This window comes from Hyphobacterium sp., assembly GCF_965228115.1.
GTDB lineage: Bacteria > Pseudomonadota > Alphaproteobacteria > Caulobacterales > Maricaulaceae > Hyphobacterium.
The window spans coordinates 1,541,330-1,568,084 of sequence record NZ_OZ245794.1; the positions used below are offsets into that span (position 1 = coordinate 1,541,330).

General features: G+C 59.1%; 21 protein-coding genes. 8 read left to right on the forward strand and 13 right to left on the reverse strand.

All coding sequences use genetic code 11. The features are described 5' to 3' along the window. The first annotated feature begins 188 nt into the window (after window positions 1–188). Both ACO079_RS08130 and ACO079_RS08135 read left to right on the forward strand, forming a co-directional pair. A complete protein-coding gene (locus ACO079_RS08130) occupies window positions 189–1,469 on the forward strand; it encodes a M24 family metallopeptidase (RefSeq protein ID WP_421792932.1) in 1,281 nt (426 codons plus the stop codon). 150 nt (window positions 1,470–1,619) lie between these two features. Then, complete coding sequence (locus ACO079_RS08135) at window positions 1,620–4,952, forward strand: S8 family serine peptidase (RefSeq protein ID WP_421789113.1); 3,333 nt, start codon at window positions 1,620–1,622, stop codon at window positions 4,950–4,952. 30 nt (window positions 4,953–4,982) lie between these two features. Here the strand turns inward: ACO079_RS08135 and ACO079_RS08140 are convergent, their stop codons facing one another. Next, complete coding sequence (locus tag ACO079_RS08140; RefSeq protein WP_421789115.1) at window positions 4,983–5,600, reverse strand: DUF2306 domain-containing protein; 618 nt, start codon at window positions 5,598–5,600, stop codon at window positions 4,983–4,985. Between the two features lie 195 nt (window positions 5,601–5,795). Here ACO079_RS08140 and ACO079_RS08145 point away from each other — a divergent pair, with 195 nt between their 5' ends. Continuing rightward, on the forward strand, window positions 5,796–6,623 hold the full coding sequence (locus ACO079_RS08145; RefSeq protein WP_421789116.1) for a LytTR family DNA-binding domain-containing protein: 828 nt from the start codon (window positions 5,796–5,798) through the stop codon (window positions 6,621–6,623). Window positions 6,624–6,626: 3 nt separating this feature from the next. Here ACO079_RS08145 and ACO079_RS08150 read toward each other — a convergent pair whose 3' ends face one another. Together ACO079_RS08150 and ACO079_RS08155 are read right to left on the reverse strand one after the other, a co-directional pair. Beyond that, window positions 6,627–6,941, reverse strand: a complete 315-nt coding sequence (locus ACO079_RS08150; protein ID WP_421789118.1) for a P-II family nitrogen regulator — start codon at window positions 6,939–6,941, stop codon at window positions 6,627–6,629. Window positions 6,942–6,975: 34 nt separating this feature from the next. Beyond that, window positions 6,976–7,983 (reverse strand): sodium-dependent bicarbonate transport family permease, encoded by a 1,008-nt coding sequence (locus tag ACO079_RS08155; RefSeq protein ID WP_421789120.1) that lies wholly within the window; start codon window positions 7,981–7,983, stop codon window positions 6,976–6,978. Window positions 7,984–8,091: 108 nt separating this feature from the next. On the opposite strand from ACO079_RS08155, the gene ACO079_RS08160 reads away from it, so the two are divergent. The 3 genes from ACO079_RS08160 to ACO079_RS08170 all read left to right on the forward strand — a co-directional run bounded on the left by ACO079_RS08160 (window position 8,092) and on the right by ACO079_RS08170 (window position 11,479). Then, window positions 8,092–8,976, forward strand: coding sequence for a LysR family transcriptional regulator (locus tag ACO079_RS08160; RefSeq protein ID WP_421789122.1), 885 nt, complete (start codon window positions 8,092–8,094; stop codon window positions 8,974–8,976). Between the two features lie 81 nt (window positions 8,977–9,057). Next, the gene (gene lysA, locus ACO079_RS08165; protein WP_421789124.1) at window positions 9,058–10,203 is read left to right on the forward strand and encodes a diaminopimelate decarboxylase; all 1,146 of its coding nucleotides are present in this window, start codon (window positions 9,058–9,060) and stop codon (window positions 10,201–10,203) included. Window positions 10,204–10,270: 67 nt separating this feature from the next. Next, window positions 10,271–11,479 carry an FAD-binding domain-containing protein gene (locus ACO079_RS08170; protein WP_421789126.1) on the forward strand — a complete coding sequence of 403 codons (1,209 nt, stop codon included), beginning with the start codon at window positions 10,271–10,273 and terminating at the stop codon, window positions 11,477–11,479. A gap of 45 nt (window positions 11,480–11,524) precedes the next feature. Here the strand turns inward: ACO079_RS08170 and ggt are convergent, their stop codons facing one another. From ggt to ACO079_RS08190, 4 genes are all read right to left on the reverse strand, one after another. Further along, window positions 11,525–13,294 carry a gamma-glutamyltransferase gene (ggt, locus tag ACO079_RS08175; RefSeq protein ID WP_421789128.1) on the reverse strand — a complete coding sequence of 590 codons (1,770 nt, stop codon included), beginning with the start codon at window positions 13,292–13,294 and terminating at the stop codon, window positions 11,525–11,527. A gap of 98 nt (window positions 13,295–13,392) precedes the next feature. Continuing rightward, entirely contained in the window at window positions 13,393–14,679 is a 1,287-nt protein-coding gene (locus ACO079_RS08180; protein ID WP_421789129.1) for an APC family permease, read from the reverse strand. A gap of 135 nt (window positions 14,680–14,814) precedes the next feature. Next, a complete protein-coding gene (locus ACO079_RS08185; protein WP_421789131.1) occupies window positions 14,815–15,747 on the reverse strand; it encodes a class I SAM-dependent methyltransferase in 933 nt (310 codons plus the stop codon). 106 nt (window positions 15,748–15,853) lie between these two features. Beyond that, window positions 15,854–16,075: a hypothetical protein gene (locus ACO079_RS08190; protein WP_421789133.1), complete on the reverse strand. Its 222-nt coding sequence runs from the start codon at window positions 16,073–16,075 to the stop codon at window positions 15,854–15,856. A 231-nt stretch (window positions 16,076–16,306) separates the two neighbouring features. On the opposite strand from ACO079_RS08190, the gene ACO079_RS08195 reads away from it, so the two are divergent. Then, a complete protein-coding gene (locus ACO079_RS08195) occupies window positions 16,307–16,765 on the forward strand; it encodes a tryptophan 7-halogenase (protein WP_421789135.1) in 459 nt (152 codons plus the stop codon). A 68-nt stretch (window positions 16,766–16,833) separates the two neighbouring features. Next, window positions 16,834–18,273 (forward strand): SLC5 family protein, encoded by a 1,440-nt coding sequence (locus ACO079_RS08200; RefSeq protein ID WP_421789136.1) that lies wholly within the window; start codon window positions 16,834–16,836, stop codon window positions 18,271–18,273. Here ACO079_RS08200 and ACO079_RS08205 read toward each other — a convergent pair. From ACO079_RS08205 to ACO079_RS08230, 6 genes are all read right to left on the reverse strand, one after another. Then, window positions 18,270–20,231, reverse strand: a complete 1,962-nt coding sequence (locus tag ACO079_RS08205) for a beta-galactosidase (RefSeq protein ID WP_421789138.1) — start codon at window positions 20,229–20,231, stop codon at window positions 18,270–18,272. The genes ACO079_RS08200 and ACO079_RS08205 overlap by 4 nt on opposite strands. Beyond that, the gene (locus tag ACO079_RS08210; RefSeq protein ID WP_421789139.1) at window positions 20,231–22,291 is read right to left on the reverse strand and encodes an alpha-galactosidase; all 2,061 of its coding nucleotides are present in this window, start codon (window positions 22,289–22,291) and stop codon (window positions 20,231–20,233) included. The genes ACO079_RS08205 and ACO079_RS08210 overlap by 1 nt, the downstream gene beginning before the upstream one ends. Beyond that, entirely contained in the window at window positions 22,288–23,265 is a 978-nt protein-coding gene (gene galE, locus ACO079_RS08215) for a UDP-glucose 4-epimerase GalE (protein WP_421789140.1), read from the reverse strand. The genes ACO079_RS08210 and galE overlap by 4 nt, the downstream gene beginning before the upstream one ends. A gap of 21 nt (window positions 23,266–23,286) precedes the next feature. Then, window positions 23,287–24,303 carry a galactokinase gene (locus ACO079_RS08220; RefSeq protein WP_421789141.1) on the reverse strand — a complete coding sequence of 339 codons (1,017 nt, stop codon included), beginning with the start codon at window positions 24,301–24,303 and terminating at the stop codon, window positions 23,287–23,289. Then, window positions 24,303–25,370 (reverse strand): galactose-1-phosphate uridylyltransferase, encoded by a 1,068-nt coding sequence (locus ACO079_RS08225; RefSeq protein ID WP_421789143.1) that lies wholly within the window; start codon window positions 25,368–25,370, stop codon window positions 24,303–24,305. The genes ACO079_RS08220 and ACO079_RS08225 overlap by 1 nt, the downstream gene beginning before the upstream one ends. A gap of 121 nt (window positions 25,371–25,491) precedes the next feature. Further along, window positions 25,492–26,733, reverse strand: a complete 1,242-nt coding sequence (locus tag ACO079_RS08230; RefSeq protein ID WP_421789145.1) for a serine hydrolase domain-containing protein — start codon at window positions 26,731–26,733, stop codon at window positions 25,492–25,494. Between the last annotated feature and the right edge of the window lie 22 nt (window positions 26,734–26,755).

Here is a 26,755-nt window from a genome sequence, read left to right on the forward strand (position 1 = left end):
GATGCTTGCCTTAAATGCAAGCCGCGCTACCACTTCATCTTTGTACGCCCTCAACGGACAAGGATGCCGCCGATATGAAAGTTCCAGCTCTAATCGCCATTTCAGTATTCCTCGCTGTCACCGCGTCGGTTTTCCCGGCCACCGGTTACGGCGCTTATGCGCAATCGGTTACACCTACAATTCTCCCGATGCGCGATGAGCAGGTGATTGCTCCGGACCTGCCGCCTGTTCTTTCCCTGCGTGACCGCGCGCCGGTGATCGACCGGATTCTGGAAGAAAGGCTGGACCAGCTGATCCCGCAGATCATGCGGGAGGAGGAGATCGATTTCTGGCTCTTGATGGCCCGTGAATACTTCGAGGAACCCGTTGTCGCGACAATGCTGAATGCGCGCAGCATGGCCGCCAGACGGCGGACCATCCTGGTCTTCTTCGACCCCGGTGAGAACCAGCCGATTGAACGGCTCACCGTCAGCCGCTATGGGCTTGCGGGCTTGTTCGAACCCGCCTGGGATCCGGACGTCCAGCCAGATCAATGGCAGGCTGTCGCGGATATTATTGCCGAACGTGATCCGGCCCGGATCGCCATCAATTTCTCGGATTTGACCGCATTTGGCGATGGCATGACGCTCAGCCAGTACCACGCCATGATGGACGCGCTTCCGGATGTCTATCAGGATCGGATTGTCTCGGGCGAAACGCTCGCCGTGCGTTGGCTGGAAACCCGGACACCTTCGGAAATCGAGCTCTACCCCGGCGTGGTGAGAACTGCTCATGCCCTGATTGGCCGCGCGCTTTCCCGCGAGGTTATCACGCCAGGTGAAACAACGGCTGATGATGTCTCCTGGTGGTATCGGGAAGAGCTATCGCGGCTGGGCCTTCAGCCCTGGTTTCATCCCTCTTTCGGTATTCAGCGCGAAGGCGAGGACGGCATCCTCCGGGGAGAGACCATCATTCAGCCCGGTGATCTCTTGTGGACGGATTTCGGCATCACCTATCTGCGCTTGGCGACCGATACACAGCAGCTTGCCTATGTGCTTCGCCCCGACGAAACACAAGCGCCCGCAGGCCTGGTGCAGGGCCTGGCGAATAGTAACCGCGTGCAGGATATTCTGATCTCTCATTTTGAAACCGGACGAAGCGGAAATGAAGTGCTGGAGCGCGCGCTTGCTGACGCCAACGCCGAAGGACTGACCCCGTCCATCTACACCCATCCAATTGGCCTGCACGGGCATGGTGCAGGACCGGCTATTGGTTTCTGGGACAATCAAAGCGCCACGCCGCGCGGGGCTGGGCCGGTCAACGCCAACACGGCCTGGGCGATTGAGTTGACGTCCTATAGCGCTGTGCCGGAATGGGGCGGGCAGATTGTCGACTTCCGGACCGAAGAAGACGCTTTCTTTGATGGCGAGACGGTCCGCTTCATTGATGGACGCCAAACGGAACTCATCCTGATTTCCTCAGGTCCCTGATGTGCGGCACTGGCGGCCAAGGCCCATGTGGGGTGCGACAAAAAAAGCCGTTGAATCTCGCCAATTAGGTCTGGACCCGCGAGCCATTTGCATCTCATAGTGGCAGGCAGGGAGCCGGAGTTTTATCCGGTCGCGACCGGGAGAGACTTGATGATCCGTTTGTTCACGCTTCTTGCGGCGGTAACGCTTGCCGCCAGCCAGGCTTTTGCTACTCCGATATCACTCGATGACAATGGCGAGGCCCGCCTTGAAGCCGGAGACCGCGCACCGGTCCTCGTCTGGCTCGCCGCGCCCGAAACGCCGCTGGCTCGGGATGGTGGATTACCCCGGGAGGATATCGAGCCAGAACTGCGTGAAATGACCAATCAGGTCATGCTGCGGACCTTTGGTATCCCGTCAGCGCGGCTTGCGACGGTCACGCCGGAAGAAAACCTCCCCCGGATCGCCCGTGAGTTCCGCTACACCTCATTGGTCGCCATGGAGCTGACCCGCGAGGAGATGGAATTATTGGCGCAGGATCCAGGCGTTCGCCGGATCGAGGCTGACACCCTGTCCCACCCCTATCTGGCACAAAGTGTGCCGCTGATCGGGGCATCCGCACTCCATAATGGCGGTAATACCGGCGCGGGTGCCGGCGTTGCCATTCTCGATACCGGCGTGGACCATGAGCACCCCATGTTCACCGGTCGAATCACAGGGTCGGCCTGTTTCTCGAGAACCTCCGGCAATTCGACCAGCGTCTGCCCCGGCGGCGCCACGTCTGACACCACAACGCCAGGTGCGGGCGACAATTGTGAGGATCTTGCCGACGATGCAGTGAATGGCGCCGATGGCTGCTTTCATGGCACTCATGTTGCGGGCATCGCTGTCGGTGGATCCTTCGCAGATCCGGATAATCAGGGCACAACGCTCCTTGGTGTCGCTCCGGGTGCCGATATCATTGCGGTTCAAGTCTTCTCGCGCTTTCAGGACAATAATGCCTGCGGCGGTTCAGACCCCTGCATGCTCAGCTACACATCTGACCAGCTGGCGGCTCTGGAATGGCTGTTTGCCAATCGGCAGGCGCTTAATCTGGCCTCCATCAATATGAGCCTGGGGGGCGGACGCGAAGAAACAGCTTGCCCGAACAATGGCCGCGCACCGATTATCACTCAGCTGCGCGGGGCCGGTGTGGCCACGGTTATTGCGTCCGGGAATGACGGGTTCAATGATTCTGTCGGGGCTCCGGCCTGTATTCCCGACGCGATTACGGTGGGCTCGACAACTAAGTCAGACACGCTCTCCAGCTTCTCCAACTCCAATGGTCTCGTGGATATGGTTGCGCCGGGATCCGGCATCCGCTCTGCTAACACGACCGCTAATGACAGCGGTGTCGGCCGCGCGCGGACAGCGAGCGGCACATCCATGGCGACCCCGCACGTTGCCGGCGCGATCGCCCTTTTACGTGCCAGCCATCCCAATGCCAGTGTCGATGCCATCGAGAATGCGCTGGAAGCCACGGGGGTTCCCGTCACCCGGACCGCCAATAATGTTACCTCACCGCGGATCCGTGTGGATCTCGCGGACGCTCAGCTGAATGTCGGCGGAAATGGAACCATTGCCGGTGTGATGACCGTCAGCCCCTTGCAGGCATTCAACGCCGCGGGCAGTGGAACTAACGGAGCCGACTATGGGACGCAGGATTACACGCTGACCAATACCAGCGGGGCCGCGATCAACTGGCAGGCATCGGCGAATGTGGATTGGTTAACGCTTCAGACCGTCGCGTCGGACGGTACACCGGTTGCCGCGGATACCGAGAATGGCAATCTGGCGGCAGGCGCGAATGTCATTGTCCGCGTCGGCGTCAATCCCTCTGGTGTCACGCCCGGAAACCATCTGGGAACCATCACTTTTACCGTGAATGGCCAAAATCCCGGCTTGCAAGTTGCGGCTTCGCTTTTCATCGGTGCGACCGCCCCACCGAACGACAATTTTGCAAATGCCCTTCCGCTTACGCAAATCAGTCAGCAGATTGAGGCCACAACGATTCGAGCTTCCAAGGAAATCGGCGAACCCAATCATGTCAGCTCCGGCGGGGCATCAGTCTGGTGGCAATGGACGCCCCCGGCATCCGGTCCGGCCCGGATCAGCATTCCGGCAGCAAGTTTCGACACAATGCTGGCGGTCTATACCGGCACCCAGCTGGGCAGCCTTACACCGGTCGCCTCAAATGATGATTCCGGTGGCACGCTTCGCAGCCAGGTCGATTTTGCCGCGACAGCCGGCACCACCTACATGATCGCGCTTGACGGTTTTAACGGCGCAAACGGGACGGCCACGCTGGATATCCAGATCACGGGCGCTCCCGCCAATGACAATCTCGCAAATGCGATGATGTTGACCGGCGCGAATGGGGCCGTGGTTGTAACCAATCACAACGCCACGCTGGAAACGGGGGAACCTCAGCACGGCACCGGTGCGGGCGGCGCGTCGATCTGGTTCTCCTGGAGAGCGCCCGCCGACGGATCGGTCCGATTTGCCACCCTTTCCAACGGAGTGGCAGATCTGGCTGTCTATGCAGATTCACCGTTTGCCGGATCTGCCTTGATTCAGGGACGCAACATTGTCGCGTTTAACGCAACCAACGGGACGCTCTACACGATCGCGCTGGATGGACCGGGCGGAGATACCGGAACTTTCCATTTGAGCTGGTTGATGGAATCAGTCCCCGGTCATCTCGTTAGAGCGGCCATGCTGCCAAATGCGCGGTCCATTACGGTTGGCAATACGGCGACGGCATTTGCAACCCTGATCAACCCGTCTTCTTTCAACACGACATTGACCAATTGCCGGATTGAAGGGCCCGCAGATTTCAACGGTGGATTTGCCTTCCGCCGGACAGACCCGGCCACTAATCAGCCCATTGGCAATGATGGCGATCTGGTGGATCTCGCCCCTGGTGCCAGCCAGAGCTATGTGGTGTCCGTCACGCCGGGCCAAACCTATAATGGCCGCGTGATCAGCCCGGTTTACGGGTGCGAAAATGGCCGTACCGCTTCTCCGGTTCTGGGCGTCACAACGATGACCCTGACAGCCGCAGCCGAAGCAACAGCGGACGTTATTTCGATTGCCTCCACGCCAACAGCGAATGGTATTCTGGCCATTCCAACGGGCAATGCACGGGCCTTCTCGGTGGCAGCGGTGAATATCGGTGCGGGCCAAACTGTTACCGTAACGCCCGGCACAGGCGGGATCCCGATTCCCGCCCTCACGGTGCTGGAGATTTGCGAGACCAACCCGGCAACCGGGCAATGTATCTCTGCCCGCGGGGCGTCCGTGAATGTGAATTTCGCCAACAATGAAACCCGTACCTTCACGGTGTTTGTTCGGGCAAATGCCGCAGTGGATTTCATCCCGGCCCAAAACCGTGTGGTCATTACTTTCACGAATGGAGCGAACACCACAGTGGGCGCAACCAGCGTCGCCGTCCGTTCGCCATAAAGAGGCAACCTTGCGGCGGGCCGGGGAAGCCTAGCCCGCCGAAGCGCCATCGGTAGAAATTGTTTCTCGCCGCGCGCGCAAGTGGAATTCCGTCGCGATCAGATTGGGGACCCAACAGGTCCAGGCAATGATTGGATAAAAGGTTTCGAACTCTGCTCCGGTTAACGGCAGAATCGCCAGTTGCAAGCGAAGCGTGACGGCAGCAAAGGTCAGCGCATAGCTGCGCCACATCCAGCGGCGATGATGTGCAAAGCGGCGCTGAAGGGCGCTTCGCCACCCCAGAATGACAAAAGCGATCCACAAAAGGCCAAGGCCGGCGAAACCAGCCTGCGCGACAGGCCCGAATACACTGCCCGCGGCCAGCAGAAGCCCGGCGATGCCGGAAATCAGGCAGGCAAGGATGTAGATCACTCCGGCGGAGCGGTGCAAGGCGGGCGCGCGCTGCCGGAACAGGTTGGAAAACTGGAAGGGTCCCAGCACGAGTGCGAGCGAACCAGTCCCCGCATGAAGGGCCAGCCAGGAAGCGCCCATATTGTTTACCAGCCCGCCCGCACCCGGAATGATATCAATTGGTAGCCAGTAGTGTGCCGCATACAAAGCAACGCCAACACACAAAATCGTCAGCAGTCCGATACCCAGTTTCCGCATGTTGCGGGCCTCCCTTAACCTGAAGCCGGACCTATCAGTGGAAAGTCATTGCGGGGGTGATATTTCGTGTGTGGGGCCTGAACAACGCCAATGGTATCGCTAGCACACTTCGCGCAGCGCCGATCGCGCACAGCGGGAGGAATGCTGGACAGCTCAGGCAGTCACGCTAGTCTCGAACCATCAAAAGAGTAGCGCATGGCGACACCTACCAAGACACAGTTGATAGCCATTCCCGAATGGGCAGTTGACCTTGGCGTGATGCTGGTGGTCGGCGTTTTCTTCGCGCTCATTGCGCCTTATGGCTCCCAGGGTAATGATCTCGGCACGCGCTTGATCTATTGGGGCCTTCTGATGCCGGCCGGCGCACTATGTGTGCGCTTTAGCGAGGCATTTATTGGGCAAGTCGGCGGAAACAGAGTCTCTGGCCTTTTGAATATTGCCCTTATCGCCGCAATCGCCGCTGCACCGCAAACCATTATCGTTGCCCTGGTCGAGCGCGTTATTAATCCCGAACACTATCCAGATTTGAGTACGCTCCCACTCGCGCTTTTCGCCCTGCTGCGCCTCTATGGGGCTGTCCTGATTATCATGGTGGCCATGGTGCCCTTTATTCGCCTGGCACGCGCTCAGTTTCATCGGCTGTTTGATCCGGCAGAAGACAGGAGATCTGACGGGTCATCATCTCCAGCGCGGGCCTCCACAACCCCTCCGGCGATACTGAACCGTATTGAAGGCCAATTAGTGCTGTCACCACTGATCGCATTGGAAGCCGAGGATCATTATGTCCGGGTACATACGAAAGCCGGATCGGCGCTTGTGCTGATACGACTTGCCGACGCAATGGCCGAAACGGAACCTGTGGACGGCATGCAGACGCACCGTTCCTGGTGGGTTGCCGCCGATGCGGTTCAATCGGGATGGTTCAAGCGTGGCAAAGGCGAACTGGTTTTGACCAATGGATTGACGGTGCCTGTCAGCCGCAGTTTCGTACACGGTCTCAGGGAACGGGGCTTGAAGCTCTGAGGGTCAGAACCGTGTGGGTCTCAGGATTTCAACCGTGCTGAGATAAATGATCCCGGACTGCTGAACGAAGAGCTTTTCCGACAGCTTCTCCGCCACCTCGATCGCCTTGTCGCGATCCTTCATCACAAACTCGATTTTCACAATCGAGAAGGCGTCGACCAGCGTACGGCCTTTTCCCCCATGAAGGCCATGCTGGCCTTTGCCGCGGCCTTTTACGGTCGTATAGCCTGTCGCGCCCGATTCATTGATCAGCTTGATAATCGCATCTTCCAGCAATTGCTCGGCGATGACGGTGACTTTGGTCGCGGGATGAACCATGGCGGTCTCCAAGAACTGGGTGTTGGGATTTGCGTTAAATCTGGAAAACGATCTCGGCCAGCGCAATGAAAAACGGTATTCCCACCGCCAGCGCAACCGGCGTTCCGATACTGGTGGACGCCCCGATATAGGCGGAAGGATTGGCATCCGGGATCGCCGCGCGCAATGTTGGTGGACCGGAAATATCCGAGCTGGACGAGGCCATCACGGCCAGCAGGATGACGCCGCCCGGGCTGAAGCCAAACAGCACATGGGCCACATACCCCAGACCAAAGCCGACAAGGCCATGAACAATCGGCGCCAGCAGCGCATAAACGCCAAACCAGTGCGCCACATGGCGTAGCTCGGCCAGTCGCGAATAGGCTTCCATACCCATGATCAACAGCAGGATAGAGAGCATGCCCCGGAACATCGGGTTGTAAAACTCTTCATAGATTCGAACCGGATTTGCTAGAATACCAATCAGGAGTCCCAGTATAAGAGCCGACAGCGCCGACCCTCGAAGGCTCTCAACGATAATCTGAACAACATTCACCGGGCCGCCGCTTTCCGGATTAGCCCGGCGTTTATGCAAGGTGGCCAGCACGATGGCGAGGATCAGGGCCGGAATATCCATGAAGGGATAAAGCGCAGGGGCCCAAGCCTCATAGGCAACAGATTGTTCTTCCAGAATGATCAACGCGGCTGCAAGTGTCGAAGCGCTAACCGCGCCAAACAGGCCGGCCGTTGCGATGGCATCCGAAAACTGGATCTTCGGCAAAAACGCCAGGCTGTAACGTCCGATCAGCACACAAAGACAACCGATGACCGCCGAGATCAGCGCCGGGAAGGCGAGCGCCGTCAAATCTGCGTCGCGGATTTCCATACCCCCATGCAGGCCGATCCGCATCAACAATACGAACACGATGAATTTGTAGATGGCGTCCGGTATTGTCAGCTTGCTGCCAAAGGCGGCCAGCAACATGCCGCCAATCAGGAAAGCCAGGGTCGGGCTTTGCAGCTGCGTCAGGAAGCTGCCGGCAAAGTTCGCCAGAATATCCATTGCGTGTCTCCACGGGTTCAATCGGGGCCGCGCCGGACATGCACCAATATTTTCGTTCTTAAAATTACATTTATTGATTTGTTTCGTTCTCTTTTTTAGAACTATTAAATGCTCAACTTCAATCACCTGCGCTATTTCTGGGCGGTGGCCCGCGAAGGCCGCCTCACTGCCGCCGCGGCCCGATTGAACATTTCGCAGTCTGCCCTATCGACGCAGATCAAGACGCTCGAGGACCGCATTGGCCAGGCCCTGTTCGAGCGCCGCGGCCGGCGGCTAATTCTGACCCGCGCCGGCCAAATCGCCTTTGAATACGCGGAGACAATATTCTCGGCGGGAGAGGAATTGCTTGCCCGGTTAAACCAGTCGGAACCTGCCGGTCAGCGCCGGGTCCGGATCGGCGCGCTCTCGACGCTGTCCCGGAACTTCCAGGTCCGCTTGATCCGTCAATTGATGGCGGAGGAAGGCGTCTCGATCGTCATCCGGTCGGGCGGGCTGGACGAATTGCTGGCGGCCCTAAAGGCGCACCGCCTGGATATTGTTCTGGTCAATCAGGTGCCCTTGCGTGACGCCGCAACGCGCTGGACTGCCCATGTACTCGACACGCAAGGCGTCAGCCTGATCGGCACGCCAGCCCGGCTTGCCGGACGTACCAATATGATCGAACTGCTCTCTACTGAACCGCTCGTCTTGCCGACTGCGGAGAGCGGCTATCGAAATGGCGTCGACATTCTGCTGCAGCAACTCGAAATTCACCCGTCGATTGCCGCAGAGGTTGACGATATGGCCATGCTCCGACTGTTGGCGCGGGATGATCTCGGCGTCGCCGTTCTGCCGCCCATCGTCGTCGCGGATGAGCTGGCGAACGGAACACTGATCGAGGCGTGCCCCTTGCCGGATGTCAACGAAACGTTCGCGGCCCTGATCATGCGCGGCACAATGGACCATACGCCGATTGGGTCACTGCTCGAAAAACATCAAACCCGCGCAAGCTGATCGGACGGGATGTCAGTCGGATTCGGCATTGTCAGACCCCGCAGAACCCGTCAGGCTCCATTTGCTAGAGCGAGCCATCACATGAAAGATGCCGATCATTCTCCCTGGTGGGTTCATGCCCGGAACGAGCTGATTTCGCTCTGCCCGCAAGACCGCCCGGCCTATGTCTACAGCCGCGAACAGATCAGCCGGAATGCGGGTGCGCTTGCATCGCTGACCGCGATTGATCGTATTTTTTACGCGATCAAAGCCAATTCAAACCCGGACTTGCTCCGGCACATCCACGCTACCGGCGCGGGTCTGGAATGTGTTTCGCTCGGCGAGCTGGAGGCCGTGAAATCGGCGGTTCCGGCTGTCCGTACGGACCAGCTTTTATTTACGCCAAACTTTGCGCCAAGGCTCGAATATGAAGCGGCGGTCGCAATAGGCGTCATATTGACGATCGACAGCCTTTATCCGCTGGAGAACTGGCCGGAACTGTTCAAGGGCCAGAACATCATTCTGCGGGTGAATTCCGGCATCAAGGCCGGCCATCACCGCCACGTTCAGACCGCCGGTCCTGGCTCCAAATTCGGCCTTTCACTTGAAGATATGGACGCTGCGGTCGAGCTCGCGGCGGCGATCGGCGCAAACGTCATCGGCTTACACGCCCATGCCGGCAGCGGCATCACGGATGACACCTATTGGCGCCGCAATGGCTGCGTGCTGGCGGATCTCGCGCAACACATTCCGTCGGTCCGGATCCTCAATCTCGGCGGTGGCCTTGCGGTGAATGATCCGAACACCCCGGATCCGATCAATCTTTCTGCGCTGAATCAACAATTGGAACAGGAGCAAAACCGCTTCGCGAACTATCAGCTCTGGCTGGAGCCAGGCCGCTTTTTTGTGGCCAATGCCGGCGTTCTTCTGGCGCGGATTACCCAGATCAAACCGGCCTCAGACACGGTCTTTATCGGGCTCAATGCCGGTATGAATACCTTCATCCGGCCTGCGCTGTATGGCGCACAGCACTCTATTTTCAATCTGACGCGCCTGAACGCCCCCAAAGACGTGACCGGAACGATTGTTGGTCCTATCTGCGAATCCGCCGACCGGTTTGCCAACCAGATTCCCTTCCCCGCCTCACAGGAAGGGGATGTCGTGTTGATTGCCAATGCCGGTGCCTACGGGCAGGTCATGTCCAGCCTCTATAATTCCCGCCCGCCCGCGCACGAAATATTGATCTAGAATTTCCCGGCGATCCTGGCTGGTTTGGCCGCTGGCAAACGGGCCACCGCAACCTAGCTTGGCTCCCATGAGCGTGACCTTTGAACCCACCCGCGCGACCGGGCTGGACCGGCTTGATGTCTTCCTTGATAAGGCGGGCCACCATTATGCGATCAATCGCAACACGGATTTCGGCCCGTTAGACCGCAGCAATATTTCCTGCCTGTCGCCCTGGTTGCGCAGCCGGGTCCTCACCGAAACAGAGCTTCTGTTCGCCGTACTGGACCGCCACGGTTATCAAACGGCTGAAAAATTCATCCAGGAAGTTGCCTGGCGCGGTTATTTCAAGGGATGGCTGGAACATCGGCCTGGCGTCTGGGACCGCTATCAATCGGACCTGCGGAACCTGACGGATCAACTCGCCGAGAATTCGGGTTTGCGCCACGGATACGAAACGGCCTGCAGTGGCCGGACCGGGATCGACGCCTTCGATGCCTGGGTGAAGGAATTGGTGGCAGACAATTATCTCCACAATCATGCGCGCATGTGGTTTGCCTCAATCTGGATTTTTACGCTCAAACTTCCCTGGCAACTGGGTGCCGACTTTTTCATGCGCCACCTGCTGGATGGCGATCCGGCCTCCAACACGCTGAGCTGGCGCTGGGTGGGCGGGCTTCACACGATCGGCAAAACCTATCTCGCACGAGCCGACAATATTCAGCGTTTCACCAATGGCCGGTTCAACCCGGCAGGTCAGCTCTCCACAGAGGCGATACCGCTGCAAGAGCCCACCCTGGCCGAGCCCGTCCCGCCACTCTTGCCGGCCCTGGCCCTGCCAGACACGGACTATGCATGGTTGTTATCAGAGGAAGATTTGAGCCTGCCGGCGGGCGCACAGCCAAAGCTGATACTTTCGCTGGATGCCATGTCGAAACGGTCACCCCTGGCGGTCGATCAGAAAGTGCTGAACTTTCATGCGCGCTTGCGGACCGACGCGCGCCAGCGTCATTCACAGACCGCAACAGATGGGGGAGATATCTCAACCGCCAAAGCCTTGATCGAACGCCTGAAAGCGGAAAACATCTGCACGGTGGCGCGTTACCGCTGGCCAACTGGGCCATCGGCTGAGTCTTGGCAAGACATCGCCCCGAAACTCGAACGTAGTGGCATCTGCGTTGTCGAGGGTGTAGCCGACTATGACCGGGCGATCTGGCCGCACGCGTCGAAAGGCTTTTTCAAAGTGAAGAAAAAGCTGGAGCCGATCCTGACCGAACTGGGACTGCTGGTCACGAGCTGACGCGCCCCTGCCAATGACAGAAGCACGTCAGCCCCTACATCCGGCCTAATACCCTTGCGCGGCGCCGTCCTTGCGCATCTCACTGGCCCCATAGAGCACGCCGGTTTCCGGATCCCGCATGATCGCCTGATAGCCGCCAAAGCCGCCATTTCCATCCTCGACCACATGGCCCAGTGCGCGGAGTTCCTCACGGACGCTTTCCGGCAGCCCGCTTTCAACCCGGACAACACCAACACCGGCCTCACCGCCCGCCGCAGCGGTTTCGGAGGTGGAGCCGTCATGACGCCAACGGGCGGCATCGCCAGCTTCCTGGATGTTCAGACCAAAGTCGATGACCGAGGTAATGATCTGCACATGGCCCTGCGGCTGCATGGAGCCGCCCATCAGGCCAAAGCTCATAAGGGCTTCGCCATCGCGCGTAATCATCGCGGGGATAATCGTGTGGAAGGGCCGTTTGCCGGGGGCGTAGACATTCGGATGGTTCGGATCGAGGCTGAACAATTCGCCCCGGTTCTGTAGCATGAAACCCAGACCGTCCGGCACGAGGCCCGAGCCCATGCCCCGGAAGTTCGACTGGATCAGCGACACCATCATGCCATTGCCATCGGCGACGGTCAGATAAGTGGTATCACCCTCTTCCAGGATCGCCGGATCTCCATGCGTAACGGTTTCCATCGCGGCGTCGGTAGAGATCAGCGCCCGGCGCGTGTCTGCATAATCTTCGGAAATCAGCGCCTCGAGATTGGTCGTCGAGAAGTCCAGATCCGCATAGAAACGGGCGCGATCTTCGAAGGCCAAACGCTTGGCCTCGATCATCAGGTGTAGCGCCTCGGCGCTCATATACCCCATCGAGGCCAGATCATACTCTTCCAGAATCTGGAGCATCTGCAGAGCGGCCACGCCCTGGGTTTGGGGCGGCAGCTGCCAGACATCATAACCGCGATAATTGACGCTCAGCGGGTCGACCCATTCAGACCGGTGCGCCGCCATATCCTCATAGGAAATCCAGCCGCCGATACGTTCCATATAATCATTGATCGTCTGAGCAACCGGGCCGTCATAGAAGGCATCCCGTCCCCCTTCCGCGATCAGCCTGTAGGTGTTTGCAAGATCCGGATTACGGAACACTTCGCCCTCACGCGGCGCATCTCCATCGTCGGTCAGATAGGTCGCTTGCGCATTGGCAAACTCTTCAAACTCGCCGTTTTCAAACCGCGTATCGAGAATGCGCATATTGCGATCCCAATAATAGGCAATCGTCTCGGTGAGCGGGAACCCGTTCTCGGCATATTGAATGGCCGGGGCCAGGACCTCGTCCATGGGCAAGGATCCAAACCGGTCATGCATGGTAAACCAGCCATCCACCGTGCCCGGCACGGAAACCGGCATGGCGCCCATTGGCGGAATGGATCCGCCATCGCCGACTATCGACATGACCTCGTCATAGCTCAGCCCCATAGGCGAACGTCCGGCCCCGTTAAGACCGTATACCTGCCGGGTTTCAGGATCCCAGATGATCACGAAGATATCGCCACCGATGCCATTACCGGTGGGCTCCATCAGACCAATCGCGGCATTCGCAGCAATGGCCGCGTCCACGGCGTTCCCGCCGGCCTGAAGCACATCAATCGCCACCTGGCTCGCCAGAGGATGCGCCGTCGCCGCCATGCCCCGCGTCGCAGTGGTCACGGATCGCGTCGCGTAGAAATCGCCGCTGACCCGGTCACCCGGGATCGATTGTGCGCCCGCTTGCGCGGTTATGACCGTCGCGCCCAACAGGCTGGCTTTTGCCAGAACAGAAAAAAACCGGACCATTTTACTCCCCAATATTTATGGCATACGCCCATTTATTGTTAGCGAAATACCTAGCGCAGATCGCCTGGGCGTCCACCGGACCAGGCCAAGCGCATCGCTCAGCTTTCTGGATCAGACGCTCCGTCCATTGGTGTGCGGCGGGCGACGAAATAAAGACCGCTGCCCACCAGAAGGATTAATCCCAACATCATGAAGGCGCGCGGGCTGGCGTGGCTGGCCACCCAGATGGTCGAAGCGGCTGCAAACAGGGCGATCGGCAAATGCCAGATCGGAACGGTCTTCTCATCGCGATATTCAATCACCGGAAGCGCTACCGATGACAAGAGATACATAACAAGGCGCGAAAGTGTGCTGGCGGCCGCCAATGCGGCGAAACCTCCCCAGAGGCTGAACAGAATGGCGCTGCCGCCATAGAACAGGATCGAGGCATCCGGTGTCCGAAAGCGCGACGAAATGTGCGCAAATACGCGTGGCAACATGCCTTGTTCCGCCATGCCATAGGTCATGCGCGGCGTCACAATTCCGCCGCTGAGCGAATTGCCGGCAATAGAAAATGCCGCCGCAATAGAGATCACGATGACGCCCGCCTGCCCCATCAGATCACCCGCGGCTGCAGCCAAGGCACTTTCGCCTTCTGTCACCACCGGCGACACCGCCAGATAGGCCAGGATCACCAGCACATAGAAGACGGCGACCACGCCGATCGTCACCAATAACGCGCGCGGCACGGTCCGCCTAGCATCGCGAACTTCACCGGAAGCAAACGTGCCGTTCTCGAAGGCCATGAAAGCGTAGAATGTCAGGAGGACCACGCTTTCAAAGGCTGAAAATTCCGGCAGACTCAGATTGATCGACGGGTCACGGGTTGCCAGCCCGACGACCACTAGCCCGGCCAGGGGCAGAATTTTGACGGCCGTTATGATGCCAAGCAGACCAACCGAAGCCCGCATACCGACCAGATTAACCCCGGTGGTAAAGGCAATGAAGGCAACGACGGCGGTCGTTTTTAAAGCGGGATCGTTCAGAACCGGAAACAGGACGGCCAGATAGGCAATAGCGACATGCGTATTCGCGGCTATTGCCACAACGCCGGACGCATAGCGCGCCCAGCCTGCCTGAAACCCAAAAAACGGCCCGAACGCGGTTCCGGCATAAAGTATGGGGCCTCCATGATGGTCAAACCGGGCCGCGAGTTTGGAAAACACAAAAGCCAGAGGCAGGATGACCCCAAGGCCGCAAACCATCATCCACGGTGCGAAATCACCGACGGCTGCAACCAGCACGGCGGGCAAAGCGAAGATGCCGCCCCCGATCATGCCATTTACCGGAAACAGGGAAGCGCCCCAAAAACCAACGGTCCGGGGCAGCGCTTTTTTCTCTGTCATGAAAGCTCCCACAATCCTGACCGATACTAGTCAGAGAGGCGTTTCGGAAACAAGGGCGGCAGAATGGCTCTGCGCCGCCCGGTCACATCCCGCCTCCCCGGCTGGCGGGGCGATAGACGATCGAGTGACCGCGTCCTATTCCGGTTTGCGGAAACGCAGGGTCATACGGTCGGATTCACCAATCGCCAGGGTTGCCTCATTGTTCGTGGTTGTCGGGGGCAGCCGCCAGACAAAGCCATCGGCGGGGTCATTCGGGTTGGCGTTGACCTCGCTGACGTCCTCGAGCACGAAACCGGCCCGCTCGAACGCCGCAATCACATCGCTTTGTTTGAGATAGCCATTATTACCGCTCGCAAATTCAGCATCGGCACTCTCCGGTGCCCGGTGCTGGACCACACCAACCACGCCGCCGGGAGCCAGAATATCGAAGACTTCAGCAAGAGCCGTATCGATCATCGGCTCTTCGAACCGGAAGAGGTGATGAAGCGCCCGGATGAAAAGCACCATGTCCGCCGAGCCATTTTCGGCATCGGGTATATCGTCAATGGTATATCCGACAATGGGCTGCGCACTGACCACACCGTCGACACTCATATAGCGGCTCATCTGGCTGATATCGGCACCGAACCGCTCATAGTTTTCTTCACTCCAGCTGGGGAACATCTGCGACCACAGGCGATCGGGATAGGTCACACCGATCAGGCGGCCCTGCTCGGCCGTCAGCGGCATCAGAATTTGCGAATACCAGCCCCCATTGCCCGGCAGGACTTCCACAACGGTCATATCCGGCTCGACGCCAAAGAAGCTCAGGGTTTCCTGGGGATGGCGCCAATCATCGCGGGCGCGGTTTTCATCGCGGCGTTCATGGGAAATGACCGAGGCAAGATCCGTTGACGACGCGACTGCATCTTCAGGCATTCCAGAGCCGGCAGCGCCGTCTGTTTCAACCTCAGCCATTGTGCCGCTGTCGGCTGACATCTCCCCGGCATCGTTGCCAGGCGCGTCCTCACCGGCCGAACAGGCCGCCAAGATTAGCGCCAAAGCGCTGACATATCCGATCTTTTCCATGAAACCCTCCCAAAATATCCCTCGCGCAGGCACCGCCTGTCACGTTTCTCCCAGCATAGGCGGTGGGTTGATCACACGACAAGCGCAGATCACCGGCAATCGGAGCCTACGTGTTCACAATCGTTTGAGGGGGTGTGACAGGTTTCAGTACCGGCATGCGCGCCCTGGCTTTTTGATACGCGGACGTCATGACAACGCGCCTGACCCGCGCCTTGGCGGCAGCCTTCAATACACGAAGCGTGCCGCGCACGGCATAGCCTTTTTCAGCGAGTGCAAAGATAAAATGTGCGCCCAGAAACTCGTTCGCGCCGGTTACCAATACGTTCATGTTGGCCCTGACCTGTCTGCGGAAGCCCCTACCCCAAGGCGCCATTTTGAGCCCGGAAGACGCCCGATGACCAGCCAATTTTCACCAATCCGGGCGATACAATTCCTGTTCGGACAAATAGCCTTGGTGAGGACCTGAGCATTGCGGATCTGCTTAAATTTGCGATCCGACCTGCTAGTCTGGCGCTTAAAGAATTCACGGGGCAAAGTCGGCGAGATCCAGGACTATTCGATGTGCTGGGGCGCAGCGAAAGCAGGCCGGTTTGACCAACCCCAGGCCGATCGCTGGAAAATCCAGTCGACCTTTGACTATGCCTATCATTTCGACGCCGGCCTTTATACCGCTTTTCTGCGCGAATATGCGGAGGCACGCGGGGTCGTGCGCCATGAAGGCAAGGTTGTCGATGTCCGGCAAAACATCGACACCGGATTTGTCGAGAGCGTCAAGCTGGACAATGGCGAAGAATACGCTGGCGAGTTCCTCATCGATTGTTCTGGATTCCGGGGTCTCCTGATCGAACAGGCCTTGAAGACCGGCTATGAAGGCTGGAGCCACTGGTTGCCAGCAGACCGCGCCTTGGCGGTTCCCACCACGCATGGCGGCGACGGCATGACCCCCTATACCCGCTCGACCGCGCGGACTGGCGGCTTTCCGCTGTGTTCTACGAGAGTTTTGCAAGCAGGCCGATGAGAAGTCCATTGAACATTGAACTTGTTTGAACTCGTGGATGTGTTCATGGTCCGCCAACGGGGGGACATATGAACAACGCTCTGGCACTTGATCCATTACAGGTGGGAATCTTTGCGGCGCTGACGCTGGCAATCGGCGCGCTGACCTGGTGGCGTGTCTCCGCCATGAAGAAAACCGCGACCGATGATGAAAGCGAGTATTTCCTCGCCGGGCGCAGCCTGGGCTGGATACTGGTCGCGGGCTCGATCACGCTCACCAATCTTTCAACGGATCAGCTGGTGGGCATGAATGGAAATCAGATGGCCTTGCTCGCGTGGTGGGAGTTGGCGGCGGTCGCCGGGCTGATCATTCTCGCCTTCGTTTTTCTGCCCATTTATTACAAGAATAATTGCCGCACGACGACCGAATTGCTGGGCCAGCGCTATAATGACAAGAATATCAGAGCGCTGATCGCCGCCTTGTTTCTGGCCGGTAACATCATCGTTTTCCTGCCCGTCATGCTCTATACGGGCTCGCTTTTTCTGAAATCCATGTTCGGGGTCGATTGGCCCATTCTGGCGTTTGCGATTCCACTTGCGCTGATCGGATCGGCTTATGCGATCTTTGGCGGTCTGCGCGCTGTCGCGGTCTCGGATGCGATCTCAGGGGTTGGCGTGCTGGGCGTGGCGGTGCTGGTCGTGATCCTGGCCTTGATGGCAATCGATTTCGATCTGTCTGGCATTCCGGCAGAACGCCTGACCATGATTGGCGATAGTGACTCGCCCATTCCCTGGCATACGCTTTTGACGGGCATGATCTTCATCCAGATTTTTTACTGGAGCACCAACCAGACTATCACCCAGAGAGCCATGGCCGCCAAGAGTCTGCGCGAGGCGCAAAAGGGCGTGCTGGCAGCCGCAGGCATCAGATTATTGATCGTGCCGGCCATTGTCGTGATCCCCGGGATTGTGGCGTTCAAGCTGTTCGGAGATGTAGGGGATGCCGCCTACGGCCAGATCGTCGGCGCGGTTTTGCCACCCTGGTTGTCTGGTGCGTTTGCGGCAATGATCGCGGCGGCAGTGCTGACCAGTTTTAACTCGGTGCTGAACTCGTCAACCACGCTTTATGTGCTGGATGTCCACGAAACCTATTTCGATTCCACGCCGAATGTCGGCCGGATGAATCTGGTCATCACGTTGATATTCGTTGGCCTCGCCATCTTGCTGGTCCCGGTCTATCAGAGCGCGGAAAGCATCATCAATCTGGTTCAGCAACTCTTCGGACTCTTGTCGATGCCGATCCTGTCGGCCTTCATTGTCGGGTTGGTTTTCCGCAATGTCGGAGCGGGGGCGGCAATGACGGGCGTGCTGTCAGGTACGGTGATCTATGCCGGCTTCACCTTCCTCTGGACACCGCTGCATTACATTCACCTGATGCTGATCACGCTGATGGCGTCGATTACGATTTCCCTGATCTACAATCGGCTGATCCTGGGCAATCGGGCAGAATTCGTGGGCTTGCCGCGCTAGGTTTTCCAGGCCGCAACCCCCGCCGGAGGCAGGTTTGGCCCGCCGATCAGAAATCTGGCCGTCTCCGGAACCAAACCCTTAAGGCTTTCTGGCTCCAGCCCATAATTGAACGCAAACTCTATATCGCCGAGCTTGCGAAAACGCAGACTGAGACCGGGCGATCGCACGTCCAGCCCGGCGCGCTTGGCGATGAAGCCAAAAATGTTCACAGCAGCCTCATTGTCGGGCCAGCCCGCCAGATAATGAACCTGATCCGCTTCAATCCAGAATGGTGAGCCATCGGCAAAACACGCTTCAACATGCACGCCCAGTTCACTGTCGGGTGCAGGCATTTCGACCTTCTCGCGCCAATTGATCACCTTGCGTTCGCTGTCCACCCAGATGGCGGTTTCGGTGACCGACGGGCGCAGGCTTTCCACGCGCGAAATTCTGATCGGCATCAGCGATTGAAGCGCGCCAGGCGCCAATGTTTCTGGAATGTGGAAATGCTCTGTTTTAGACCCCGTGCGCGGCAAGGCCAGAACGGATGCGGACATTTGTTTTAACTGTTCAATCAAATCGGGTTGCAGAATTGGAAGGCCGGGAAGAACCACCAGCTTGTAGCCGGACAGGTCAGCCGACTGCGGCAGAATATCGATAGAAAGCCCGAGCTGCCGCAATGCTGAATAGGCCTCAAACGCCTGACGCAATAAATCCATGCCTCGTCCCTGTGGCTGGATCTTATGGGCCCATTGGCCTTCGTAATCGAAGATCAGGGCGACATCGCTGCGGGCCGCTTCGCCTGCCTTGATCGCCTCGACATCGGCCGCGACCAGCCGGGCCTCGTCATAGGCCGGGGCCGCCTTGCCATCAGGGCGCTGGAGCCCGGCATGCATGTGTTCTTGTGCAAATGGCACCTGCCGCCAGCGAAACCAGCTGACCAGATCGGCCCCATGCGCGATCGCTTCCAGTGACCAGAGCCGGACCATGCCGGGCAGCGGTGCCGGATTATATGGCGCCCAGTTCACTGGGCCGGGTTGCTGCTCCATCACCCCCCATTTCGGCGAACAGCCGCGATAGAGGTCGTGATGAAAGGTTTGAAAATCCGGATGCCCCTGACGCAACCAGTATCGCTTCAGATCTTCCGGGACCGGGCTGAGATCAAGAAATCCCAGCGGATAGCTGTCCCAGGTGGCGATATCGAGATCGGCCCCAACTTTGTGATGGTCAAAGGCGGTGAAGGCCCCCATGAAGTTATGGGTGATTTCCCGGCCCGGCGAATGTTCCCGGATAATCTCGACCTGTTCGCGATTGAAGCTGGCGACCTGATCGGACGAGAAACGCTGGAAATCCAGCCGGTGAGACGGGTTGGCTTCAGTTACCGTTGCGCCCGGCAAATCGACTTCATCAAAAGACCGGTAGATCTGGCTCCAGAACACCGCGCCCCAGGCAGCATTCAAAGCCTCGATTGTGCCGTAGCGGTTCTCCAGCCAGGCCCGGAAGGCCGCTTGCGCGGCAGGCGAATAGCTTTCGACCGTATCGTGACAACCATATTCATTATCGGTTTGCCACATCACCACGCCGGGGTGATTGCCAAAGCGTTTGACCATTTCGGTGACGATCCGGCGGCACTCACGCCGGTAGGTTTCGCTGGAAAAACAATAATGACGGCGCGAGCCAAACCGGCGTGGACGGCCGTGTTCATCCTGAGCCAGCATGTCTGGGTATTGGTCAATCAGCCATTTCGGCGGCGTGGCCGTCGGCGTGCCGAGGATGAGGCCCAAGCCTTCCGCGTGGAGCGTCTCGATGGCGCGGTCAAACCAGCCCCATTCAAATTGGCCGGGTTCGGGCTCGAACTTTGCCCAGGCAAATTCCCCGATCCGGACACAGGACAGGCCAAGCGCGGCCATCTGGCGGGCATCATCCGCCCATTTTTCCGCCGGCCAGTGTTCTGGATAATAGCAAACGCCCAGACGCATCAGCTGATCCTTTTCATATGGATGAGGCGGCCGGACAGCGCTCTGCCGGGATCAAGCGGAAGTCCTTCCGCCGCCAGGCCGGCACCGAAAACCTCGCCGAGTGGCCATAACTCGGGCGTGCCTTCCAAAGCAATCTCATTGAGGTCATATCGCGCTTCCTCTGCGAGGCCAGACAGGCAGATGCGCGGCGGAAGCGGGCGGGGCGGCGTGTTGATCCGCAGGATACGCACGAGGGCCTGATCGCCTGTCGCGGAGACCAGCATCTGGACATCCGGTTCTTTCCCCGCCTCGCTGATCCGAACCAGCCGCCCCTCGCTCATCCAGTCACGGTGGCGTTTGTAAGTCTCGATGCCACGCTTCAAGACCGCACGATCCTGCTCGCTCAGTTTTGCCGGGTCTGCCTCCAGTCCCAGATGTCCGAAAGAAGCGGTCAGCACGCGAAACGCCATTGGAACTTGGCGGCCGGTCATGGGATTTGGGCTGGGACCGATATGCGCGCCAAGCATTTCGGTAGGAACGATCAGGCTGGCGGCGCGCTGGATGCGAATGCGATCAACAGCATCGGTCGCATCACTGGTCCAGAAGCGCTGGATATATTGTGCAATGCCGGCATCAATCCGGCCGCCTCCGCTGGCGCAGCTTTCAATCTCGACATTAGGATGCGATTGCCGCAATCGATCCAGTAAGGCGTAGAGCCCTTGTGTCTGCAATCCAGCACGCGCAATACCGTCGCGCGTGGCCGGGTAGAGATCGCGATTACAATCCCATTTGAGATAAGCGATTGGATATTGATCCAGCAGCGCAGCAATCGTCTCGAAAAGATGATCTCGGACCTCTGGCAAGACGAGATCGAGCACCAGCTGGTTCCGGCCTGTTGGAAGGCCGGTTTCAGGATGGCCCAGCACCCAGTCGGGATGATCCCTGTAGAGATCGCTGTCCGGGCTGACCATTTCCGGTTCGACCCAGAGGCCAAAATCCATGCCGTTTGCCTGGACCGTGTCGATCAGTGGACCAAAGCCGTTTGGAAACTTTCTCTGATCAACCGTCCAATCGCCCAGGCTGGTCGTGTCGTCATTCCGGCCCTTGAACCAACCATCATCCAGCACAAAGCGTTCAACTCCCAGCTCCGCCACATCCTTCGCGAGCTGTAGGCAATCAGCCTCATTGACTTCGAAATACCGCGCTTCCCAGGTGTTGAAGTGGACGCGGCGTTTGATAGGCCGAGACCGGCGCCGGAACTCCTGATGGAAAATATCCGATACACCCTTCAGCCCGGCATCAGACACGGCGATGATGACCGGAGGGAGGTTAATGCGGCCTCCGGGGGTTAGAACACATTCGCCAGGTGCAAAAAGCTGTTCCGCCAGGATTTGTCCGCTGCCATCCGTTGCGCGTTCGACCGCCAGCCGGAAAGGTCCGCTCCAGGCCAAATGCGCCAAAAGGGCTTTGCCTGAGTTTTCGGTGGTTCGGCCCTCCAGAAGCGTCAGGGTTGGCCCGCCATCAAATCCCGGCCGGCCGCCACGGCCGAGCTGTTCTATTCGGCCAGCAGTCCATCTGCGGCGGGCTGTCTGTCCTTCGCGGCCCCAGCCCCCCGCATGGGTCAACACTTCGTCTGCCCAATCGGGTGTCGGCAGCAAGGCCGAGGCCAGCCGCGCCACACTGACCCGCTCGCTCCCGCCATTTGCGGCATTGCTTTCCATGATCAAAGCATCGCCTTCGAATCGGACTTCGCAATGAACCGAAACCCCCGCCGCTTCGTCCTGGCTCACAAGGCAAATCAGGTCCGGATCCGACTGGATTTCTGGCGGGGCCAAGCGGATGCGGCGGTTAGACGTCACGCAATGGGCTTCAATCTGCGGAATGCCGTGAAAACCGTTTCCATGTTCCGGCATCAGGGCCGGACCTACCGGGACATCCGGACTGGCGGGAAGGCGCTGAAAAACCGGGGCCCGCGCTAGGTCTTCGTGAACTTTTGGACCCAACCAGACCAGATGCGCTTCACCACCCTTGCCTTGCTCGATAATCAGCGAGAGTGTTTCACCTTCCAGACGGGCTCTCATAGCGCCCAATCCTTTTTATGAAAGCGCCAGGCGTCCGTAATGATGGTCTCGATATCCGATCGCTTCGGTTCGAAGCCCAATAGAGATCGAGCCCGCGAGGTGTCGGCGTAAAGCTGAGCGGTATCACCCGCGCGCCTCGGATGGATATTCAGCGGAATTTTCAATCCAGTGACGCCCTCAATAGCGGCAATCACCTCCTTCACCGTTATCCCTTGGCCGGTGCCGAGATTGCAGGCAAAACTCTCGCCGCCCTTCATGAGATGGTCCAGCGCGGCCAGATGCCCCGCAGCCAGATCCTCGACATGAATGAAGTCCCGGACACAGCTGCCGTCGTGCGTCTCATAGTCGTTTCCGAACAGATGAAGCCGGTCGAGCAAGCCGGCGGCCGCCTTCAGCGCGTTGGGAATGAGGTGGGTCTCCGGATCATGCTTTTCGCCGATTTCGGCCTCGGGACTGGCCCCGGCAGCGTTGAAATACCGCAGTGCGGCAAAGCGGAGCGGTGTCGCCGCCGATAGATCCTCAAGGATGCGTTCTACCGCCAGCTTGGTGCGGCCATAGACATTCCCGGGCTTGCGCGTTTCGGCCTCTGTAATCGGCAATTTATCCGGTTGGCCGTAGACCGCACAAGTGGAGGAGAACACAAATCGCTCGCATCCATGACGCGCCATGGCGTCCAGCACATTCAGCGTCCCGGCGACATTGTTCTGCCAGAAGGAAAGGGGTTCGCGTTCGCCAATTCCAACTTCAATGGAAGCCGCAAAATGCATGACGGCGTCAGGCTGATATTGGGAAAACGCATCGTCCAGCGCGTCCGTGTCGCGGATATCGCCCTCGAGCAGTTCGCCCCATTGTACAAACGCGCGATGACCGGCGGACAGATTGTCAAAAACGATGGGCGTATCGCCCCGCGCGGCGATCGCCTTGCAGACATGCGATCCGATATAACCGGCCCCACCGAGCACCAGGATGTTCATTGGTCGCCCCCTCCCGGCACGCTAACCGCCTTCAACGTCGCAAATCCAGCGTGAAGCCGCGTGTTTTGCACTCAGGCTTTCCCTCCAGCCTGCTGCGTCGTTTTTTTGCAACAACGCGACAATACACCCACCAAAGCCCGCCCCGGTCAGGCGCGCGCCCAATGCTCCAAGCTCCACTGCCGCATCGACAAGCGCATCAATTTCAGGCGTGGAGACAGCAAAGTCATCCCGCAAGGAGGTATGGCTTTCATTCATGGCTGCACCAAAGTGTTCAACATCGCCTGCCTTCATCGCCTCAATCGCAGAGATGACGCGCCGATTTTCGTTGACAACATGGCGTCCGATTGGATGAAGCCGGGACGGCAGGCCGGAAAGATCACCCGCATCACACAGCCAATCAAGCTCCAGCAAACGCGCGGCCTCAAGACACGCATCACGGCGTGCTTTATAGCGGCCATCCGCCAACTGGCGCTCGACACCGGAATGGATAACGGCAAAAATCCAGCCATCTGGCAAAGGCAATGGCTCGAAGACCAGCATTCTCGTGTCCAGCGCAATAGCCTCGCCCGCACCGGAATGGGCAACCGCCATCTGATCCATGATCCCGCATGGCACGCCCATAAACTCGTTTTCGACCTGCCGGGCCAATGTCGCGATCTGCGTCAAATCCGTGCTTTCAGGTGCTGCGGCCTTGAGCACACCAACGGTCACGGCCGCCGACGAGGACACACCCGCCCCGGCTGGTATCTGACTGTCGAGGGACACGCTCTGACCTCCCTCGATCCAGCCCTGCCGGCGGGCAGTTTGAAGCGCGCCAAACACATAGTCAGCCCAGCTGCCGGTTTGGGCAGCATCAATCGGAGACGTTTGGCTTCCTTCGAACTGTGCAGATTGCACGCAATCCAGACCCGCCTCACCCTGAGACAGGCGGATTTGAACCCCCAGCGGCAATGCCGCAGGCAGCACTGTGCCGCCATTGAAGTCGATCCATTCCCCGATCAGATTGACCCGGCCCGGTGTCCAGCTTTGCGAGACCATCAAATATCCCGCAGCGCCTTTGCCGCTGCTTTTGGGTCGACATCCACAGTGAAAACACCTGTCGCCTGTTCCACGCTCGCAAGATATTTCAACCGGCCCGCCGAGCGCATGATCGGATAGAATTGGACAGTAAACTGGAAGCTTCCATCATTTTCGCGCGGGGCGGCCTGAAAGCTCATCATGTAGGGCATGGGCTGGTCAAACAGGCGGTCATATCGGGCGACTGTATCGCCCAACAGGCTGGCCAATCCCTCGACTTCGTCTGATGAAAACTCCCAGGGACCCGCACGCCGGGCTTCCGATGAAATCCACACCTCATGGGGAAAGCGCGCATAAGGCGGGCAGTAGGACCGCAACCCGCCGGCTGCCGATACCTCAAAATCTTCAGCCCATTTCTGGCGCTCAGCCTCCAGATCATAACCGCCCGCAAAGGCGGCTTCTGCTTTGGCTTGCGGTTCGGGAACGATCGGGAAGGCATAAATCTGGCCGTGCGGATGCGAGAGCGTGACTCCCACAGCTTCGCCTCGGTTTTCGAAGGGCAGGACATAGGCAGCACCGGCAGCGAAATGGTGCTGATAGCGGTCAATCAGAGCCTCAATCAGAAGCACACGCCGGTCCTGCCCGATCGTCGCAAGCGAGCCTGCATCGTCAGGCGAATAGACGACAACTTCCGCATCGCCTGCCGCTGACCGGTTTTCCCACGGCACTTCGACCGGCGCCGGCGCGGCAGGATGCAGGCTGGGAAAGCGGTTGCCGAACACTGCCAGCTCAAAGTCCGGAAACGGTATTTCTGTAATGGCACCCCCGGGTGTCGCTGGCGCCAGCGGATTGGCCGCCCTGGAGGGTTGGAAAGTCCGGTTCTGACGATGCGGCGAATAAAGCGCCCATTCCTGACGCAAGGGGTGAAAGCGCATCTCCGACGCCGAAGAAACCGGATCCTGGAACTCAGCTCCCGCATCACCGCGAGGCTCGTCATAGCCATAAAGATAGAGCGACCGGCCATCAGGTTTCACATGCTGGCGGCGATAGAACTGGATCGAGCGGCCCTGCAGTCTCTCGGCTTGCATCATCATCCCCTGCTTCAAGGAAGCATGAGACGATTACCCCGGAGACTCAACGCTGCTTATCGGTCAGTTGAGGGTAGGGCAAATGTAGCCGCTCAAAACAAAATCTGGCAGATCGGCAAATTCACATCTCGCCAGTGGACGAGAACCGATCCAGCGCATCCAGAGCAATCGACATCAGCACAGCCTCATAGCGCGTGAACCCGGATACGGGATCTCGCGAAAGATCGGATTCCGGGTCCACGCCTGTCACGAAGAAAGCGACCGTGGCGCCACGATCCGGGAGGGCCCAGGCACCCCCATAAAGACCATAGGCTTCGCCCGCATGACCGACGAAACGCAAATCGGGATGGCTGGCAATCTGGCCGGGCAAAAGCACGCGCGGTCCACGGCCATAGGCGCGGACGCCCATGGCCTCCTCTCCTGTCCAGACCGGCTCACCCAGCGCATCGCCCATGCCGCCTGGCAGGAAGGCCGAAACAAGGATCGCCAGATCTTCCACACTGGCGCGCAAGCCGCCCTGCGGGGAAAAGAGCGTGCCATTGTCAAAGCTCTGCGGCGCATCAACGGCAACGTCCTCGCCGTCCCGGCGCAGGATCGCCGGGCGCGTCTCCGACAGGGTGTCTCGATCATCGACTTGCGGCACCCAGGCGCCGTTAGACCAGCGGTGCAGTGTCGCGCCGTTCTGGCGGGTGACCCGGGAAACCCCTGACCAGTTGAACCCGGCATCCAGCCCCATCGGGGTCAGCACATGTGAGGCCGCCAGACGGTCGAAACGCTCCTGCGCAGCGATCTCCATAACCTGAGCGGCAAGCCCGTAATTGATATTGGCATAACGCCAGCCTTCACCGGGCGGATAGGGGCAGGTGGCATCCCCGGTTAGAAGCGCTTGCAGGGTGTCTCCGGCCGCTGCCCAATAAACCGCCGGATCGCAAATCCCGCTGGTATGGGACAACAAGGCCCCCAGCGTTACCGGCGCGCCGCCAGGCTGTACCGGCAAATCAAATCCCAGTACGCCGGAAACATCCGCGTCCAATTCGACGAGCCCGTCTTCAGCCAGTCGAAGGGCCGTCAGCGCGGTGACCAGCTTGGATATGGACGCAACCCGCAAAGACGATTGCGGTGTCAACGGGCGTTGCACGGTCATGCCATCCTCGCCGAACACAGCAGCACCTACAGCATGGGACCAGATGATTTCCCCATCACGCCAGACGGCGACAGCGGCACCCGGCACCGGCCGGAGCATCTCGTCTTCTCCGGTCAGCAGGGCCTCCAGGCGCGCCTCGAACGGGGCCAGTTGATCGCGAGATTGCGCACAAGCGGTCAACAGGCTGGCAAACAAAATTGCGATGACCGTACGGATCATGAAGCGGCTTTCGAAGCTTTGG

Bases quoted from the DNA above. Each gene is read 5' to 3' on its own strand.
- ACO079_RS08130 (WP_421792932.1), top strand. From the start codon at position 189: ATGCGCGATGAGCAGGTGATTGCTCCGGACCTGCCGCCTGTTCTTTCC.
- ACO079_RS08135 (WP_421789113.1), top strand. From the start codon at position 1,620: ATGATCCGTTTGTTCACGCTTCTTGCGGCGGTAACGCTTGCCGCCAGC.
- ACO079_RS08140 (WP_421789115.1), bottom strand. From the start codon at position 5,600: ATGCGGAAACTGGGTATCGGACTGCTGACGATTTTGTGTGTTGGCGTT.
- ACO079_RS08145 (WP_421789116.1), top strand. From the start codon at position 5,796: ATGGCGACACCTACCAAGACACAGTTGATAGCCATTCCCGAATGGGCA.
- ACO079_RS08150 (WP_421789118.1), bottom strand. From the start codon at position 6,941: ATGGTTCATCCCGCGACCAAAGTCACCGTCATCGCCGAGCAATTGCTG.
- ACO079_RS08155 (WP_421789120.1), bottom strand. From the start codon at position 7,983: ATGGATATTCTGGCGAACTTTGCCGGCAGCTTCCTGACGCAGCTGCAA.
- ACO079_RS08160 (WP_421789122.1), top strand. From the start codon at position 8,092: ATGCTCAACTTCAATCACCTGCGCTATTTCTGGGCGGTGGCCCGCGAA.
- lysA (WP_421789124.1), top strand. From the start codon at position 9,058: ATGAAAGATGCCGATCATTCTCCCTGGTGGGTTCATGCCCGGAACGAG.
- ACO079_RS08170 (WP_421789126.1), top strand. From the start codon at position 10,271: ATGAGCGTGACCTTTGAACCCACCCGCGCGACCGGGCTGGACCGGCTT.
- ggt (WP_421789128.1), bottom strand. From the start codon at position 13,294: ATGGTCCGGTTTTTTTCTGTTCTGGCAAAAGCCAGCCTGTTGGGCGCG.
- ACO079_RS08180 (WP_421789129.1), bottom strand. From the start codon at position 14,679: ATGACAGAGAAAAAAGCGCTGCCCCGGACCGTTGGTTTTTGGGGCGCT.
- ACO079_RS08185 (WP_421789131.1), bottom strand. From the start codon at position 15,747: ATGGAAAAGATCGGATATGTCAGCGCTTTGGCGCTAATCTTGGCGGCC.
- ACO079_RS08190 (WP_421789133.1), bottom strand. From the start codon at position 16,075: ATGAACGTATTGGTAACCGGCGCGAACGAGTTTCTGGGCGCACATTTT.
- ACO079_RS08195 (WP_421789135.1), top strand. From the start codon at position 16,307: ATGTGCTGGGGCGCAGCGAAAGCAGGCCGGTTTGACCAACCCCAGGCC.
- ACO079_RS08200 (WP_421789136.1), top strand. From the start codon at position 16,834: ATGAACAACGCTCTGGCACTTGATCCATTACAGGTGGGAATCTTTGCG.
- ACO079_RS08205 (WP_421789138.1), bottom strand. From the start codon at position 20,231: ATGCGTCTGGGCGTTTGCTATTATCCAGAACACTGGCCGGCGGAAAAA.
- ACO079_RS08210 (WP_421789139.1), bottom strand. From the start codon at position 22,291: ATGAGAGCCCGTCTGGAAGGTGAAACACTCTCGCTGATTATCGAGCAA.
- galE (WP_421789140.1), bottom strand. From the start codon at position 23,265: ATGAACATCCTGGTGCTCGGTGGGGCCGGTTATATCGGATCGCATGTC.
- ACO079_RS08220 (WP_421789141.1), bottom strand. From the start codon at position 24,303: ATGGTCTCGCAAAGCTGGACACCGGGCCGGGTCAATCTGATCGGGGAA.
- ACO079_RS08225 (WP_421789143.1), bottom strand. From the start codon at position 25,370: ATGCAAGCCGAGAGACTGCAGGGCCGCTCGATCCAGTTCTATCGCCGC.
- ACO079_RS08230 (WP_421789145.1), bottom strand. From the start codon at position 26,733: ATGATCCGTACGGTCATCGCAATTTTGTTTGCCAGCCTGTTGACCGCT.